Source organism: Pseudomonas sp. RIT-562, from assembly GCF_026241895.1.
In the GTDB taxonomy this organism is placed as follows: Bacteria; Pseudomonadota; Gammaproteobacteria; order Pseudomonadales; family Pseudomonadaceae; genus Aquipseudomonas; species Aquipseudomonas mandelii_F.
This window is the reverse complement of sequence record NZ_JAPJIV010000009.1, coordinates 122,440-137,298: the sequence shown is the minus strand read 5'-3', so window position 1 is coordinate 137,298 and position 14,859 is coordinate 122,440. Positions and strand designations below refer to the sequence as shown.

General features: G+C 59.9%; 11 protein-coding genes and 1 pseudogene. 5 read left to right on the top strand and 7 right to left on the bottom strand.

Annotated features, from left to right (window positions below):
• Positions 1-7: 7 nt before the first annotated feature.
• The 3 genes from ORL50_RS13865 to ORL50_RS13855 all read right to left on the bottom strand — a co-directional run bounded on the left by ORL50_RS13865 (position 8) and on the right by ORL50_RS13855 (position 2,414).
• On the bottom strand, positions 8-460 hold the full coding sequence (locus tag ORL50_RS13865) for an Ohr family peroxiredoxin (RefSeq protein ID WP_266015691.1): 453 nt from the start codon (positions 458-460) through the stop codon (positions 8-10).
• 74 nt (positions 461-534) lie between these two features.
• Positions 535-966 (bottom strand): Ohr family peroxiredoxin, encoded by a 432-nt coding sequence (locus ORL50_RS13860; protein WP_266015689.1) that lies wholly within the window; start codon positions 964-966, stop codon positions 535-537.
• Between the two features lie 494 nt (positions 967-1,460).
• On the bottom strand, positions 1,461-2,414 hold the full coding sequence (locus ORL50_RS13855; RefSeq protein ID WP_266015687.1) for a LysR family transcriptional regulator: 954 nt from the start codon (positions 2,412-2,414) through the stop codon (positions 1,461-1,463).
• A 131-nt stretch (positions 2,415-2,545) separates the two neighbouring features.
• Between ORL50_RS13855 and ORL50_RS13850 the strand changes: the two genes are divergently transcribed.
• From ORL50_RS13850 to ORL50_RS13840, 3 genes are all read left to right on the top strand, one after another.
• Complete coding sequence (locus tag ORL50_RS13850) at positions 2,546-3,751, top strand: MFS transporter (protein ID WP_266015685.1); 1,206 nt, start codon at positions 2,546-2,548, stop codon at positions 3,749-3,751.
• Positions 3,752-3,910: 159 nt separating this feature from the next.
• A complete protein-coding gene (locus ORL50_RS13845; RefSeq protein ID WP_266015683.1) occupies positions 3,911-4,456 on the top strand; it encodes a P-loop NTPase family protein in 546 nt (181 codons plus the stop codon).
• Between the two features lie 229 nt (positions 4,457-4,685).
• The gene (locus ORL50_RS13840; protein WP_266015681.1) at positions 4,686-5,501 is read left to right on the top strand and encodes a DUF1206 domain-containing protein; all 816 of its coding nucleotides are present in this window, start codon (positions 4,686-4,688) and stop codon (positions 5,499-5,501) included.
• Positions 5,502-5,794: 293 nt separating this feature from the next.
• Here ORL50_RS13840 and tspO read toward each other — a convergent pair whose 3' ends face one another.
• A complete protein-coding gene (gene tspO, locus ORL50_RS13835; protein WP_266015679.1) occupies positions 5,795-6,232 on the bottom strand; it encodes a tryptophan-rich sensory protein TspO in 438 nt (145 codons plus the stop codon).
• A gap of 121 nt (positions 6,233-6,353) precedes the next feature.
• Positions 6,354-7,049 carry a tRNA (adenine(22)-N(1))-methyltransferase gene (locus tag ORL50_RS13830; RefSeq protein WP_323055233.1) on the bottom strand — a complete coding sequence of 232 codons (696 nt, stop codon included), beginning with the start codon at positions 7,047-7,049 and terminating at the stop codon, positions 6,354-6,356.
• A 226-nt stretch (positions 7,050-7,275) separates the two neighbouring features.
• Here ORL50_RS13830 and ORL50_RS13825 point away from each other — a divergent pair, with 226 nt between their 5' ends.
• Both ORL50_RS13825 and arcA read left to right on the top strand, forming a co-directional pair.
• Complete coding sequence (locus ORL50_RS13825; protein ID WP_266015677.1) at positions 7,276-10,266, top strand: bifunctional diguanylate cyclase/phosphodiesterase; 2,991 nt, start codon at positions 7,276-7,278, stop codon at positions 10,264-10,266.
• 10 nt (positions 10,267-10,276) lie between these two features.
• Positions 10,277-11,526, top strand: a pseudogene (gene arcA / locus ORL50_RS13820) (arginine deiminase).
• Between the two features lies 1 nt (position 11,527).
• On the opposite strand, the gene ORL50_RS13815 reads toward arcA, so the two are convergent.
• Together ORL50_RS13815 and ORL50_RS13810 are read right to left on the bottom strand one after the other, a co-directional pair.
• A complete protein-coding gene (locus ORL50_RS13815) occupies positions 11,528-11,905 on the bottom strand; it encodes a hypothetical protein (protein ID WP_416236025.1) in 378 nt (125 codons plus the stop codon).
• Positions 11,902-14,802, bottom strand: a complete 2,901-nt coding sequence (locus ORL50_RS13810; protein ID WP_266015675.1) for a bifunctional diguanylate cyclase/phosphodiesterase — start codon at positions 14,800-14,802, stop codon at positions 11,902-11,904. The genes ORL50_RS13815 and ORL50_RS13810 overlap by 4 nt, the downstream gene beginning before the upstream one ends.
• Positions 14,803-14,859: the final 57 nt, after the last annotated feature.

Here is a 14,859-nt window from a genome sequence, read left to right as displayed (position 1 = left end):
CGGTGCCTTATTCGGTGCGCACGTTGATAGCGACATCGATGTTGCCGCGGGTTGCCTTGGAGTACGGGCAGATCGCATCGGCGTTATGCGCCAGTTCGGTAGCCACTTCGTTAGTCAAGCCTGGCACCCGCAGGGTCAGCCGCGCTTGCAGGAAGTAGGCTGCGCCGGTCTGGCCCAGGTCGACTTCGAGGTCGACGGCTGTATCGGCTGGCAGTGTCACTTTCAATTGCTGGGCCGCCAGCCCCACTGCCGCGATGTAGCAGGCCGACCAGGCGCCGGCAAACAGTTGCTCGGCTTTCGGGTGTGGCTGCACGCCGCTCAGCACATGCTCGGGCGTGGCGTTGCCGGGGGACGACAGCTCGATGTCGAGGGTGCCGTTGTGCCCGCGCGCGGTCTTGCCAGCACTGCTATGGGTGGTGTGAGTCCTGCCGGTGACCAATACTTTTTCGATCTTGCTCATGATAATTCCCTCAGATTTGACAGCTAGTTACGCATGCGCTTTGATCGCATGCGACTTCATTGATGCAGCCAATATCACGCCGTAATCACACTCAGGACAACGTCAATATTGCCGCGTGTAGCTTTGGAGTATGGGCAGATGGAATCGGCGATGTGCGCCAGCTCGGTCGCAACATCTTGTGCCAGCCCCGGCACGCGCAGGGTCAGTCGAGCCTGAAGGAAATAGGCCGGTCCAGTCTGTCCCAAGTGGACTTCGATGTCGACGGCCAGGTCCGCAGGCAACACGATGTTGCGCTCCTGGGCGACCAAACCAACGGCTGCGGTGTAACAGGCCGACCAGGCGCCGGCGAACAGCTGTTCGGCTCTTGGATGCGGCTGGGTAGCGGCAAATACGTGAGCGTTCTGGGCGGCGCCCGGAGTCGACAATGTGATGTCGAGGTTGCCCTTGTTACCGTTGTAGGTGGTGTGGGTTTTGCCGGTGGCCAGTACTTTTTCAATCTTGCTCATGGGTGATTCCTCAAAGCTTTATAGTTTGTGCGACTTAATCGCATGCGATATGTATCTTGCGACTTAAACGACGGTGATCCAATTGTTGCCGTTGTGACCATGAACAACGGAGCGGTAGGACAGGTTGCAGCTGCTTTCGGTGTTCATGGTTGGATCTCCGTATTGGGTTGTTTTGTATCGCTATCGATTGGATCGCATGCGATGTGAAGATAATCACGCATAGCCCTAATGATGTCAAAGATTATTTCGAACACGGACGACGAGTGGTGCTGCCCTCTGAATTGACTCTGCGCGAGAGCACGGCGCGGGTACGCCAAGCCTGACCCTCAACGCCACTGCATATGAGTGGTTTGCCACTGCGGGTCGGCAGTCCACAGCGATCACCTGGAACTCGCGCTTGGGTCAAGGTGAGCTTCAGAAGTCGACGGCACCTGGAAGGAAAGGATGCGTGTGCAGGTAGATCACCTCGACCCCGGCCTGCACCGCCAATGCCTTCAAAGCATCGCCCCCATGGCGCCGCATGGTGCTGGGCCTGAAGCACCGAGCGCCTTCAACCCAACAGCCAGCGCATCCAGCAACAGCCGAACCTTGGGCAGCGCCTCGCGGCTTTTACTCCACGCGAGGTTGATCTCCATCCCGACGCAGGCCAGTTGCGGCAGCACCTCCACCAGCGTCCCCTCCTGCAGCTGCGGCGTCACCAGCCACGAAGGCAGCTGCGCGATGCCGCAACCGACCAGCGCGGCCATCCTCAGGCCCTCGCCATTGCCCAGGACCAGTTGCGGCTGCAGTGGCGGGCTAGGTGTTTGGCCCTGCTCGCCCGCGTAGCTCCAGGGGCTGATGCTGCCATCCACCCAGCCATAGGCAATGCACTGATGCTGCTCAAGCTCGCGCTGGGACTGCGGGGTACCATGGCGGGCGAGATAGTCCGGGGAGGCACAGAAAATATGCCACTCGCGCCCCAGCAGGCGCTGCCCGACCGTCTCCGGCCAGGCGTTCGCGCCACCGATGCGCAGCACAATGTCCGCGCCTTCCTGCAGTGGATCGATATAGCCGTCGCTGAACGATATGTGCGGAATCAGCAGTGGGTGTTCCTTGGCAAACTGCAGGAGGATCGGCAGCACCTGGGTGCGCCCGAATGCACCCGGCAGGTCAACACGGACACGCCCGCGAGGCTCGGTGCTTTCACTCTGGAGGGACAGTTCAGCCTCCTCGAGATCAGCCAGCACGCCCTTGCACGTCCCCAGGAAAGCAACACCCGCGTCAGTCAGCGCCAACTTCCTCGTAGTGCGGTTGAACAGTTGAGCGCCCAGGCGTTTTTCCAAGCGGGCGATGCTTTTACTGATGGCCGAGGCGGTCAGGCTCATTTTCTCGGCAGCCGCCGTGAAGCTGCCGAACTGCGCGGCACAGACAAACACGTCGATCCCCTTTAAACGTTCCGAGGAAAACATAGACCTCCTGTATTGATGAATTCAATTCACGCGCTTCGATAAAAAGCATCCTAAATCAGAACTCAAGGCAACAGTAGACTGTGTCGAGCGCATCGCGCCGCCTGGTTAAACACACTGATGATGAGGCTCGAATGCTGGTCACGCTTAAACGTTATCCCTTTGCCATTCAGCTGCTGCTGGCCGCGTCACTGGTATTAACCCTGGCCCGTGCGATCACCTTGTCCTATCTGGTCATCTACTTGTCAGGCCACTTTGGCTTGAGCGTTGCCGATATCGGCCTGGTGATCGGCAGCACGCTGATCATCGGTTCGCTGCTGAGCCTGTACGGCGGTTTTCTGGTGGACAGGTGGTCCAGCTACAGGCTGATCCTCATCTTCTGCGGCGTATTCAGCGGCGGGTTTCTCGGGGCCTACCTCGCACCCGGCCTCTGGCTATTCTATCTGTGCCTGGTGTTGATCAACCTGGCGTACGCGGTCATCGACATCGCGGTGAAATCCGGATTTGGCAGCCTGCTCCCGGTCGAGCAGCGCAGCGAAGCGTTTTCCATCAAGTACACGCTGACCAACATCGGCTACGCCGTCGGGCCTTTTCTGGGAGCGGGTGTGGCGACGCTGGACATCAGCCTGCCCTTCTTGCTGTCGACGGGCCTCGGTGCGGGCTTCTTTCTGGTGTACTTGGTGTGGGGCGACAGGCGCCTGGCGAATGTCGGGACAAGCCCTGCGCCGACGCCCTTCCTGGCGGTCGGCAAACTGTTGCTGCGCGACTACCGACTGATATGTTTCACCTTGGGCGGATTACTCAGTGCCGTAGTGTTCGGCCAATTCACTGCGTATCTCTCCCAATACCTGGTCGTCACCACCACGCCGCAGGACACCTACCGGATTATCAGCACAGTGGTGGCGACCAACGCCGTGATGGTGATCAGCTTGCAATACAGCATTGGCCGGCGGATTACCCATCGACACTTGAACCTGTGGCTCGCAGGAGGACTCGGCATGTTCATCCTGGGGTTGGGAGGTTTCGCGCTGTCGACCACGCTGATGCTCTGGGTGTTTTCCATGGCCATTTTCACCGTGGGTGAAATCATCGTGTTCCCGGCGGAGTACATGTTCATCGACAACATTGCACCGAGTCACCTCAGGGGCATGTATTACGCAGCGCAAAACCTCAGCAACGTCGGCGCAGCCCTGGGGCCGGTGCTGTGCGGGATGGTCCTGGCGACGCAACCGGCGCACTACATCTTTTATATGCTGGCGCTGTTCGTGATAGCCGGTGGAATGTTGTACTTGCTGGGGGTCTCGATTTCAGCAGGGGTTACGACTCAAGCTGAGAATTGACTGCCCGACCTGGCGCCACACCGGCTCGAACCTCGAATCACGGTTTGAGTTTCAAATGCGCATTGACCTTGGCGTTTTTGGGATCGACCAACCAGTACTTTCCTTTATTTACCGCTGTAAAGCCCGCACAATCATCGGCTTTTTTTGACGGAGAGTCCCATGCAAAGGATTGTGATTCTGGGTAACGCCGGTAGCGGCAAATCCACCCTGGCCCGTGCTTTAGGCGAACAACTGAGCCTGCCCGTGGTGCACCTGGACAGGTTGTTCTGGGAACCTGGCTGGGTCGAGCCTGATGCCGAGCAGTTTCGCGAACGGGTTCGGGTGGCGATCGCAACGGATGCCTGGGTGTGTGAGGGCAACTATGCGCGGCGCACCTTTGACCTGCGCCTGCCTCATGCCGACCTGATCATCTGGCTCGACACACCGCGCCTCACCTGTTTTACCCGGGTGATACGGCGCAGTGTGATGAACCGTCCTCGGCCCGACATTGCCGTCGGCTGTTCGGAAAAACTCGACCGTGAGTTCCTGACCTTCCTCAAGTTCGTGTGGACCTTCGATCGCGGCTACCGCCCCGGCATCGAAGCCGTACGCCTGGCCGTCGGGCCGCAGGTTCCAGTCGTGCATTTGCGCGGTACCGGGCAGATTGAAGCATTCCTGCGCAACCTGGGCCCCTCCTCCGCCCCTTGCCGCGCCACTACGTCGTAGGCTGGCGCGCTGGCTTCATCACCTTCACCATCGCCATCGCCGGCAAGCCGGGCTCCTACGGATTTGTGCCCAGCCCATTCCCGCATACACCCCCGATCACCTGTAGGAGCCTGGCTTGCCAGCGATGACGTCCGCAAGATCGCCATCGCCGGCAAGTCTAGCCGCTACAGATCGAACCCCTCGCGCCGCCACAGGTCTGCTCTTTATCACTCCTCTGGAATCACATCCCATGTCCGCTCACCAGAGCCTCGTCGCACTTGCACGAGGCGGATACGCCGCTCGAGGCGTCATCTATTTGATCATCGGCATCTTCGCCTTGCTCGCCGCCCAGGACTCGACAAAACCCAAGGACAGCCACCGCAGCCTCGAGGCCTTGTTGAGCCAGCCGTTCGGTTATGTCCTGGTGGGGCTGGTGGTGGCGGGCCTGCTGGCGTTTGCCGCCTGGCGGGTGCTGCAAGCCGTGCGCGACGTTGACCATCACGGCAGCCACCTCAAGGGCCTGGTGATCCGTGCCGGCTTGCTCGCTGGCGGCCTGGTCAACGGCGCCTTGGCGTTCTTTGCCCTGGGCCTGCTGGTCAGCGGCCTGAGAAGTTCGGGCGGTGACGGCGGTTCACAGACCAAGGACCTGCTGGCGCAAATGCTGTCCTGGGAACACTCAAACCTGCTGATTTACCTGATCGCCCTCGTTCCGCTCGGTGTCGGCATTGCGCACCTGATCAAGGGCTGGAAGGCCACGTTCGAGAAGTACTTTGAAGCAGATGAAGAGGTCATGCGCTACGTGCGTCCCGTCTCGCGCTTCGGCCTGATTGCGCGCGGCGTGGTGTTTCTCGAGATTGCCCTGCTGCTGGCGATCAGCGGCTCCAACTACAAGGCCGTGGACCCTCCGGGGCTGAAGGACGCCCTCGATGCCTTGCAGAATCTGCCGGCAGGTGCCGTGCTATTGATGGTGATGGCATTGGGGTTGATCGCGTTCTCGGTCTACAGTTTTTCCGAAGCCGCCTGGCGCAAGATCAACATGGACGTACCTGGAGTCGCCGGCCGCTAGCGTCGGCATTTGCAGGAAGATACTTCGCGCCGGAGCATGAGCATCGCCGCCGTGATCGAAGGCATCAAGGCCAGGGCCCCTGCTGCGATCACCTCCACCACCGAGATGAGCTCGATCGTCCTGACCCGGCCCCGATAATCCCGGCGTGCAATGCGATCAGCTTTGCCGCCGGGTAATGCAACTTCACAGCCTGACATCCCGTGGCGCTCTGGGGTTTTTCGCGAGCAAGCTCGCTCCTACAAGGTGCCGCTCAAAGCTTGCTGGCAATGACGCCGGCAAAGCCCACGGCAAACTCAGTTATTACGCCATATCGAGAAATTCAACGCCCCGGCCACGCACAGCCAGATCAAGTACGGGAACAGGATCAACCCCGTCACTATATCCAGACGCAAGGCCAGCACCACCATCGTCGCGACCACCAGCCACAGCAGCGTGATGATCACCATCCCGGCAAACGTGTGATGGGCGCCAAAGAACACCGGGGTCCACAACGTGTTCAAGGCTATTTGCGCCGCCCACAGTGCCAGCACCACCTGGCTGCCCGGCATCAGGCTCAAGCGGTACCCCGCCCAGGCGAGCAGCAGGTAGATGATGGTCCAGGCGAGGGGAAACAACCATTTGGGTGGCGTGAAGCTGGGCTTCTTGAGCTCTTCGTACCATTGACCGGGTTTGAACAGGATACCGGTGCTCGCCGCAGCACCGCAGGCTATGAGGAAAATCAGGAAGGTCATCGTCTGTCCTTAGCTGAGGCCAGCTATCTGGGTTTGGAAAGCCAAGTTGGCAGTCTCAGGGTTGGACAACCCGGTGGCGCAAAAAAGTCTGCCCAGGCACAGAGTTTTTTGCCGCAGGCGTTCAGGCCAGTAGCTCTGTAATCCATCGCGCCTGCTGGGCCAGCTCTTGCAGCTTGTCCTCCGGGACCGCCTGCCGGGCGTGGGCGAAACTGTCCAGGGTCTTGTGCTTCTGCTGCAGTAAACGCTGCCATTTGGCCAGAAACAATGGACTACGAGCCTGCATCTGCAGCGGGCCGAAGTACAACTGCTCGGCGCAATACACGACGGGGCCATCGCGCTCGGCGACGATGATTTCATAGTAAAAGCGCTTTTCCCGCAGCAATTCTTCGAAGTGGATGCGGTAACCGTTTTCCATCAGCCATTGACGCAGCGGCTGCTCGCCGCCGTTGGGCTGCAGGATCAGGCGTTCTGCACCGCTGAGGTGCGCCTTGCCGCTTTCGAGGATGTCGCGAATCGTCTCGCCGCCCATGCCGCAGATGCTGACTGCGGTGATCGCGTCTTGCGGCTCGATCGCCGCGAGGCCGTTGGCCAGGCGCACGCTGATGTGTTGCTCCAGTTGGTTTTCACGCACGGTGCGTTCGGCAGAGAGGAATGGTGTGATTGCCACCTCACCTGCCACTGCCCTCGCAATGGCGCCACGGCGCATCAGAGCCACCGGCAGGTAGCCGTGGTCCGAGCCGATATCGGCCAAACGGGCGCCAGCAGGCACATGCGCGGCAACGCGCTCAAGGCGCATGGACAGTGTATGTTGGTTCAACGACGATTCCTTTTTACCACGGGCGTTCGGCTGCCAAGGCCGGATCGGGACGCGATTGTGTGGGCTGGTGCCGTGGATTTCAATAAGCGGCGGTCGTCGGAACAGTTGAACCACTGACAGGCTAGAATCATCCCATATGGATACGCAGGCAACGCCACCGGTTTACTCCGTTCCGTTTCAATGATGGTTTCCAGGGAATGACGCGTTGGAAAGAACCCGAGCTGGCATGGCGACCGATAAAAGTGATCGCCCCGTTGATGCCCAACCACGATCGTGGCGCACATTTGCACTACCAGGCAGCATTTTCCTGACCGGAGTCGTCCTTTCCGTAACTCTTGGCACCCTGGATTCACGCGAGGAAGCCCAAGAGGCCCGAGCTCAGGTGATTTCCACGCTGGCCAATATCCGCGCGCATCTGGAGAGCGAAGTGCGCTCGACGTTTGATGTGACCGAAGGCATCGGCCAGCTGCTGAGAGTGGATGGCGAAATTTCATCGGCGCATTTTGATGGGATGGCCCGACAGGCCATTTCATCCCAGCCGCATATTCGCCACATTGCGCTGGCGCCCGATGATGTCGTGCGTAATGTCTTTCCGCTGCAAGGAAATCGAGAAGTCCTGGGGTTGGATTACCACAAGATTCCCGAGCAATACCGGGCGATCGAACGGGCTCGCCAACAGCAAGAAGCCATATTGGCAGGCCCCGTGCAACTGGTTCAGGGCGGCCAGGGATTCATCCATCGTCGCCCGGTTTTCATCAGCAATGCGGCCGGCAAGGAGACTTACTGGGGCAATGCTTCCGTGGTCGCCGATGTGCTGCAACTACTCACCGCCGGCGGTATCGTCGGCGATAAAAACTTGCAGCTGGCCCTTCGCGGCAAAGATGGATCGGGTGCAAGCGGCGCGATGATCTACGGCAACCCTGAAATATTCCAGAATGACGCAGTCACCACAGTCGTTGATATTCCAGGTGGAGTATGGGAACTCGCGGCATTGCCGCGCCAGGGTTGGCCTGCGAGCTCGCTGTTCAACTCGCCGCTGTTTCTGGTCGCCCTCACCTGCACCGGTTTGTTCACCTATTTCGCCGCGCAACTGAGCAAGAGTCACCTGCTGATTCGCCAACGCCATGCCGAGTTAGCCCACGAAGTTGAAGAACGGCAGACACAGAAAGCACTATTGCTCGACATCGTCGATAACGCCCCGTCGCTGATCTATGTCTACGACACCGAGGGCAAACTGCGCCTGTGCAACCGTATGTTCGAACAAGCCGCCGGTCTTACTTTCGAGGAAATGGAGGGCAAGACACGGGAAAGTTATCTGCCGTTTATTCAGGCGAAAATCCTGCGCGACAACGACAAGCACGTGATTTCCAGTGGCGGCAGCTTGCGTTTTGAGGATCAGGTCAACAAACAGGGAACAACGCGCACGTACCTCACGACCAAATGCATCTTGAAAGGCGCAAATGGGCAAGCTTCTGGGGTGCTGGGCATTTCCACTGACATTACCGAGATCAAACAACGCACCGAGCAGTTACGCCTGGCGGGGATCGTCCTGGATAACACCGCTGACGGTGTGATCATCACCAATGCTCGCGGGCACATACTCTCGGTCAACTCCGCCTACGTGAAGATTTCAGGCTTCAGTGCCGAGGAATCCGTAGGATTAAAGCCCAATACGCTCATCACCGACAAACAGGACAACGCGTTTTACCGGCAGATTCTGAAAAGCCTGAAAACCACCGGCCTATGGCGCGGCGAACTATGGAATCGGAGAAAAAATGGTGAGCTTTATCCGGAATGGCTGACCATCAACGCTGTTTACAATGAAGCTGGCAACGTCAGCAATTATGTTGCGGTTTTTTCGGATATTTCCGCCATCAACCAATCACAATCCGATCTGGAGCGGATGTCCCATTACGACCCGGTAACCGCCCTGCCCAATCGAGCCTTGTTCAATGAGCGACTGCAGCATTCCCTCGACCTGTCACTGAGCTACAACCAGTTCCTGGCAGTGGTGGTGCTCGACCTCGATGGTTTTAAAACTGTAAACGACAGCCTGGGCCATTCCCTTGGCGACCTGCTGTTGCAACAGGCATCGTCCAGATTCCTCGCGTGCGTGCGTTCCGAAGATACGGTATCGCGCTTGGGAGGCGATGAGTTTGCGCTGATTTTGAACAACCTTGCCCACCCCACCGACGCCATCATCGTTGCGAAAAAACTCCTGGTAGCCCTTCAGGAACCCTTCGATTTAAAAGGCACTTCCACGTTAGTGACGGCGAGCATCGGCATATCGGTGGCGCCCCATGACGCCGAAACTCCCGAGCAACTGCTGAGGCAGGCTGATACCGCCATGTACGGCGCCAAGGAAGGCGGACGCAACGACTACCGTTTTTACCAGCCTGAAATGACCTTGCGCGCTCAGGAAAGACTCAATGGCGAACGTTTTCTGCGACGCGCGGTGCTCAATCACGAGTTTGAAGTCTGGTATCAGCCGAAGATAAATCTGCTTACCCATGCAATTGCCGGTGCCGAAGCGCTCATCCGTTGGCGCGACCCCGATCAAGGGCTGATTGCTCCAGGGGAATTCATACCGCTGGCGGAAACCACCGGACTGATCATCCAGATCGGCGAGCAAGTCGTCGAGATGGTCTGCCGGGATATCCGGCGCTGGACAGATCTGCAGCTATTGCATGGCGTCATCGCGATCAATGTCGCGCCGCTGCAGATCGACCGAAGCGACTTTGTCGAAACCCTGAGAAGCGCACTGGAAGAGTACGACCTGCCGGCGCACGTACTGGAGGTGGAAGTCACTGAAAGCTTGATGATGGCCAGCCCGGAACACTCTCGAGAAGTCTTGAGTACATTGCAGGGTCTGGGGATAACCACGGCCATTGACGACTTTGGTACAGGCTACTCCTCCCTGGCCTACCTCAAGCTGTTACCCATCAACCATTTGAAAATCGACCGCAGCTTTATCTCGGATTTACCCAATGACCCGCGCGATGTGGCCATCACTAAAACCATCGTGGAACTGGGCCACGCCCTGGGCTTCAAAATAATTGCCGAAGGCGTGGAAACCGAAGAACAAAACAGCTTTCTCAAGGACATAGGCTGCGATCAGGCTCAGGGTTATCTGTATGGCCGCCCGATGCCTGCAGCGGAGTATGAAGCTTGGCTGGATGCGCGTCTGCGCAATGGCCATCCGGTGGGCAAAACCTGAGGAGGTGAATATGTCCAGGCAGCCACTCGGCGTGCACTCCGAAGCCGGCAAACTGCGCAAGGTCATGGTGTGTTCCCCCGGCCTTGCGCACCAGCGGCTGACCCCGGGCAACTGCAACGACTTGCTGTTTGATGACGTGCTCTGGGTAGCCCAGGCCCGGCGCGATCACTTCGACTTCGTGAGCAAGATGCGCGCTCGCAATATCGAGGTGCTGGAGATGCACAACCTGCTCACCGACATAGTCTGCCTGCCAGAGGCGCTCGACTGGATCATGCAGCGCACGATGCGAGCTAACCCACTCGGCTTTGGCCTGGGCAATGAACTGCAATCCTGGCTGCGCGGCCTGGAGCCGCGCAAGATTGCCGAATACCTGATCGGCGGAGTCTCTGCGGACGACCTGCTGGGCAGTTTCAGCCAACACACGGTCGAAGTGCTGCGTGAGTTTCTCGGCCATTCCAGCTTTATCTTGCCGCCACGCCCAACACCCAGTTCACCCGCGACACCAGCTGCTGGATCTATGGCGGAGTGACGCTGAACCCGATGTACTGGCCAGCGCGTCGTCAGGAGACCCAACTGACGAGCGCCATCTACAGATTCCATCCGCAGTTCACCGAGGCCGACTTTCAGATCTGGTACGGCGATCCTGACCAGCAATACGCCAATGCCACCCTGGAGGGCGGTGATGTGATGCCCATTGGCCAGGGCGTGGTGCTGATCGGCATGGGTGAACGATCCTCCAGCCATGCCATTGCTCAGCTGGCGAGCAATCTGTTCAAGCACAACGCGGTGCAGCGGATTATCGTCGCGTGCCTGCCAAAATCTCGTGCGGCCATGCATCTGGATACTGTATTCAGTTTCTGCGATCGCGACGTCGTGACGATCTATCCGGACATAGTGAATCGCATCGTCGCATTTTCCTTGCGACCCGATGACAGTCAGCCAGGAGGCATCGACATACGCCGCGAGAACGGCAGTTTCCTCGACACCGTAGCCAAGGCGCTGGGCCTGGAGCAATTACGCGTGATTGAAACCGGCGGCAACCGCTTCGCGGCTGAACGGGAACAATGGGATGACGGCAACAATGTGCTGGCCCTTGAGCCCGGTGTGGTGATCGGATACGACCGCAATACCTACACCAACACGCTACTGCGCAAAGCCGGGGTGGAAGTCATCACCATCAGCGCAGGCGAACTGGTGCGCGGGCGTGGCGGCAGCCATTGCATGACCTGCCCGATCATTCGCGACCCTGTCGATTATTGAATTAATGATAATCCCCGCCCGCAACCGCCCGTAGATAAGCCTGATCCGCCTCGATCCGCAGATCGCGCCATTCCTCCCAGTTGACGATGCCGAGGCGGTCCATTTCATCCGCCTGGCGCAACAGATCTTCATGGTAAGCATCGGGACACTCCATCCGTAGCGAGCAATTTTGCAACGTCTGGTGCCAGGCATCCAGCGCGAGCAATCGCTGTTCCTGAGCTTGCGTCAGCCTGTTCTTGAATGAATTCATGGTCGTGCTATCCAGAGCTGTTTCTGAATGGAGCAGGACGCCCGGAATTAAATTCAGCGCACCTGACAGGAGGTGCCCGCCGAACTGCGGCGCATCACTGTAGGAGCCTGCTTGCTGGCGATGCTTCACGAAATCCCGACTGGCAACGTATCCAGCAGCGCCTCCAACGCCATCGGCTTGGCGAAATAATAGCCCTGGGCTTGTGTCGCGCCCATCTCGCGCAGCAAGTCCAGCGTCGCCTGGTCCTCGACGCCTTCGGCCACCACGCTCAGGTCCAGTGATTCGGCCATGCGCACGATGGCCCGCACGATCGCTCGACTGCGCGGGCTGGTGGTCAGTTCGAGGATGAATGACTTGTCGATCTTCAAGCCGCTGAAACGGTACTGGTGCACATAGCTCAGGGAGGAGAACCCGGCGCCGAAGTCATCGAGCACCACCGACATGCCGTTGTCAGCCAATTGCTGCATGGTCAGGCGGGCAATCGCCGGTTCCGCCACCAGCGCGCCTTCGGTCAGTTCCAGGCAGATTCGCGAGGGCGCCACCGCATGCCGGGCCAGCAGGGCCAGGACATCGCTGGCGAAATCCGGACGGGTCATGCTGTAGCTGGAACAATTGACGTGCACCGGCGGCCAGTTGGCGTGTTCCGGCTGGGCCAGAATCACCGCGATGCAGTTGAGCATGTACAGGTCCAGTCGGCCGATCAGGCGCAAGCCCTCGACATCCGGCAGAAACTCACCCGGACCGATCACCCTGCCCCCCGGCTGATGCCAGCGGATCAACGCTTCCAGGGCGAGCAATTCGCCGGTGGCGACGCTGACGATCGGCTGGAAATACGGCAGCAGTTCGTCGGTGCGCTTGAGCGCATTGCGTAATGCGCCCTCGCGCTCGACCTGGTCCGAGACTTCCCGGCGAACTTCCTGATTGAACACCGCATAGCTGTCGCGCCCGGCGCTCTTGACCCGGTACATGGCCGCATCGGCATCGCGCAGAAGGTCGGCCGGCTCGTGATGGAACTGGCTGTCGGCGCTGACGATGCCGATACTGCAGGACGAGAACACCTCAAGGCCATTGATGAAGAACGGCAGGTCGAATGCCACCAGGATGCGCTCGGCGATGTCGATCACCGCCTCCAGTGGCGCGTCGGGGGCCAGCACGGAAAACTCGTCGCCACCCAGGCGCGCCAGCAGGTCGGTTTCCCGCAGGCAGCCGCGCAGGCGGTGGGCAGCCTGCATCAACAGCAGGTCGCCGAAGTGATGGCCGAGGCTGTCGTTGACCATCTTGAAGCGGTCGAGGTCGATGAACATCACCGCCAGGTGCCCGCCTTCGCTGCCGAACCGCGACCAGGCCACGCCCAGGCGTTGTTGCAGGCAGGTACGATTGGGCAGGCCGGTCAGTGCATCGTGCAGGTTCTCGTACTGCAGCTTGGCATTGGCGTGATCGAGCTCACGGGTGCGATTTTGCACCCGCGCTTCGAGCTTGAGGTTGGCGGCATGGATCGCCTCGGCGGCCGTACGGCGCGACAACGCCGTGTCGATGTGCCGCGAGACGAACGTCAGCAGTTCCTGATCACGCAGGGTATAACGCACCTGCGAGGTATAGCTTTGCACTGCGAGCACGCCGCGCACCACGTCGCCATCGAACAACGGAATACCCAGCCAGGAGTAGGAGCGGACGTGCTCCTCGGCCAGTTCGGTTTCATGGATGGCGGACAAGCGCTCGGCCTCGGCCGAATCCACCAGGCACGGTCGCCGCTGGCGGATCACATATTCGGTCAGGCCCCGACGCCCGCGCCGCGCCAAGGGGCGCGTGGTCTGGCGCTCATCGACATAATAGGGAAAGGTCACCTCGCCGGTGGCGTCGTCGAACAGCGCGATGTAGAAGTTATGCGCGAACAGCAACTCGCCGACGATGCCATGCAAGGTCTCGAACAACTCGGTCATGTCCCCCGGTCGGCTCGACAGTTCGGCAATCTGGAACAGCGCGCTCTGCAGGTGTTCGGCGCGCTCGCGCTCGGCGACTTCCTGGCGCAACGCGTCGTTGAGGGCTGACAGTTCCAGGGTTCGGCGCAGCACCGTGGCTTCCAGGTCCTCACGGTGCAGGATGCGGTCCAGCGCCATGGCCACGTGCCGGGCGACCACCAGGAACAGCGCGCGGTCTTCGGCGCTGTAGGTCCGCGACACGTCGTAGACCTGCATGGCCAGCATGCCGAAGACTTCATCCGAGGCATTTTTCAGCGGCGCGCCCATCCAGAACTCCGGACGATCCCCCACGCAGTAAAAGCGTCCTTCCGCCTGGGCCGCGAGCATCCCGGCAGCGTCGATCAGCAGCGGTTGGCCACTGGTCAACACCTGCCCGGTCAACGACAGGTGCGCGGGGTCCAGGTACTCGTAGTGTTCGGCTTCCACCGCCTCGACATCGATGATGTCGACGTAGTACGGATAGTCGATCTTGCCCGTATGCGGGTCGTACAGCGCGAGATAGAAGTTCTCGGCGTCGATCAGGCTGGCGAGCAGCCGGTGCACCCCGACCAGGAACACGAAGCGGTCACGGGTGGAACTGGCCAGGTAGGTAATTTCATATAGCACCCGCTGGGTAATCTGCGCGCGCGCCAGGGTGTTGGTCTGCACCTCGATGCCCAGGCGCTGGGCAAAGTCGGCCAGCGCCGGGTCGGCGGCAGCGTCCTGGGGCGCCAGTAACCACCCCAGCACCGTTTCGCCGCGACCGGTTGGCCAGCGGTGCAGGCGCCGGGTCAGGCAGAACGCTTCGAAGTCTTCGTTGGCAACGATGGCCGGCCATTTTTCCTGCGGCTCGCCCTGGCCGACCAGATGCAGTTGCTCACCGGCACGGTAGACCACCCAACGGCGGGTGTAGAGGCCATTGCGCGCCGAATCGAGCAGTTGTTCAATCGCGTCATGTCCGCCAACCGGGGCACTGCCAACCGCAGCCCCTGGGCGTGGCGCAGGAGCGCCGTCGGCCTCGCACTCGCTGGACGGCTGCGGGGAGCCCTGCAATGGATCAAAACTCATCAACGCTCCCTGAGCCAGAAACTGGCGATACCCACTTACTGATTGCGAGCAATGTAA

What these genes read in the sequence shown, in the direction of transcription:
- ORL50_RS13845 (WP_266015683.1), top strand. Translation starts at nt 3,911, where the DNA reads ATGCAAAGGATTGTGATTCTGGGTAACGCCGGTAGCGGCAAATCCACC.
- ORL50_RS13825 (WP_266015677.1), top strand. Translation starts at nt 7,276, where the DNA reads ATGGCGACCGATAAAAGTGATCGCCCCGTTGATGCCCAACCACGATCG.
- ORL50_RS13840 (WP_266015681.1), top strand. Translation starts at nt 4,686, where the DNA reads ATGTCCGCTCACCAGAGCCTCGTCGCACTTGCACGAGGCGGATACGCC.
- ORL50_RS13810 (WP_266015675.1), bottom strand. Translation starts at nt 14,802, where the DNA reads ATGAGTTTTGATCCATTGCAGGGCTCCCCGCAGCCGTCCAGCGAGTGC.
- ORL50_RS13850 (WP_266015685.1), top strand. Translation starts at nt 2,546, where the DNA reads ATGCTGGTCACGCTTAAACGTTATCCCTTTGCCATTCAGCTGCTGCTG.
- ORL50_RS13860 (WP_266015689.1), bottom strand. Translation starts at nt 966, where the DNA reads ATGAGCAAGATTGAAAAAGTACTGGCCACCGGCAAAACCCACACCACC.
- ORL50_RS13865 (WP_266015691.1), bottom strand. Translation starts at nt 460, where the DNA reads ATGAGCAAGATCGAAAAAGTATTGGTCACCGGCAGGACTCACACCACC.
- ORL50_RS13855 (WP_266015687.1), bottom strand. Translation starts at nt 2,414, where the DNA reads ATGTTTTCCTCGGAACGTTTAAAGGGGATCGACGTGTTTGTCTGTGCC.
- tspO (WP_266015679.1), bottom strand. Translation starts at nt 6,232, where the DNA reads ATGACCTTCCTGATTTTCCTCATAGCCTGCGGTGCTGCGGCGAGCACC.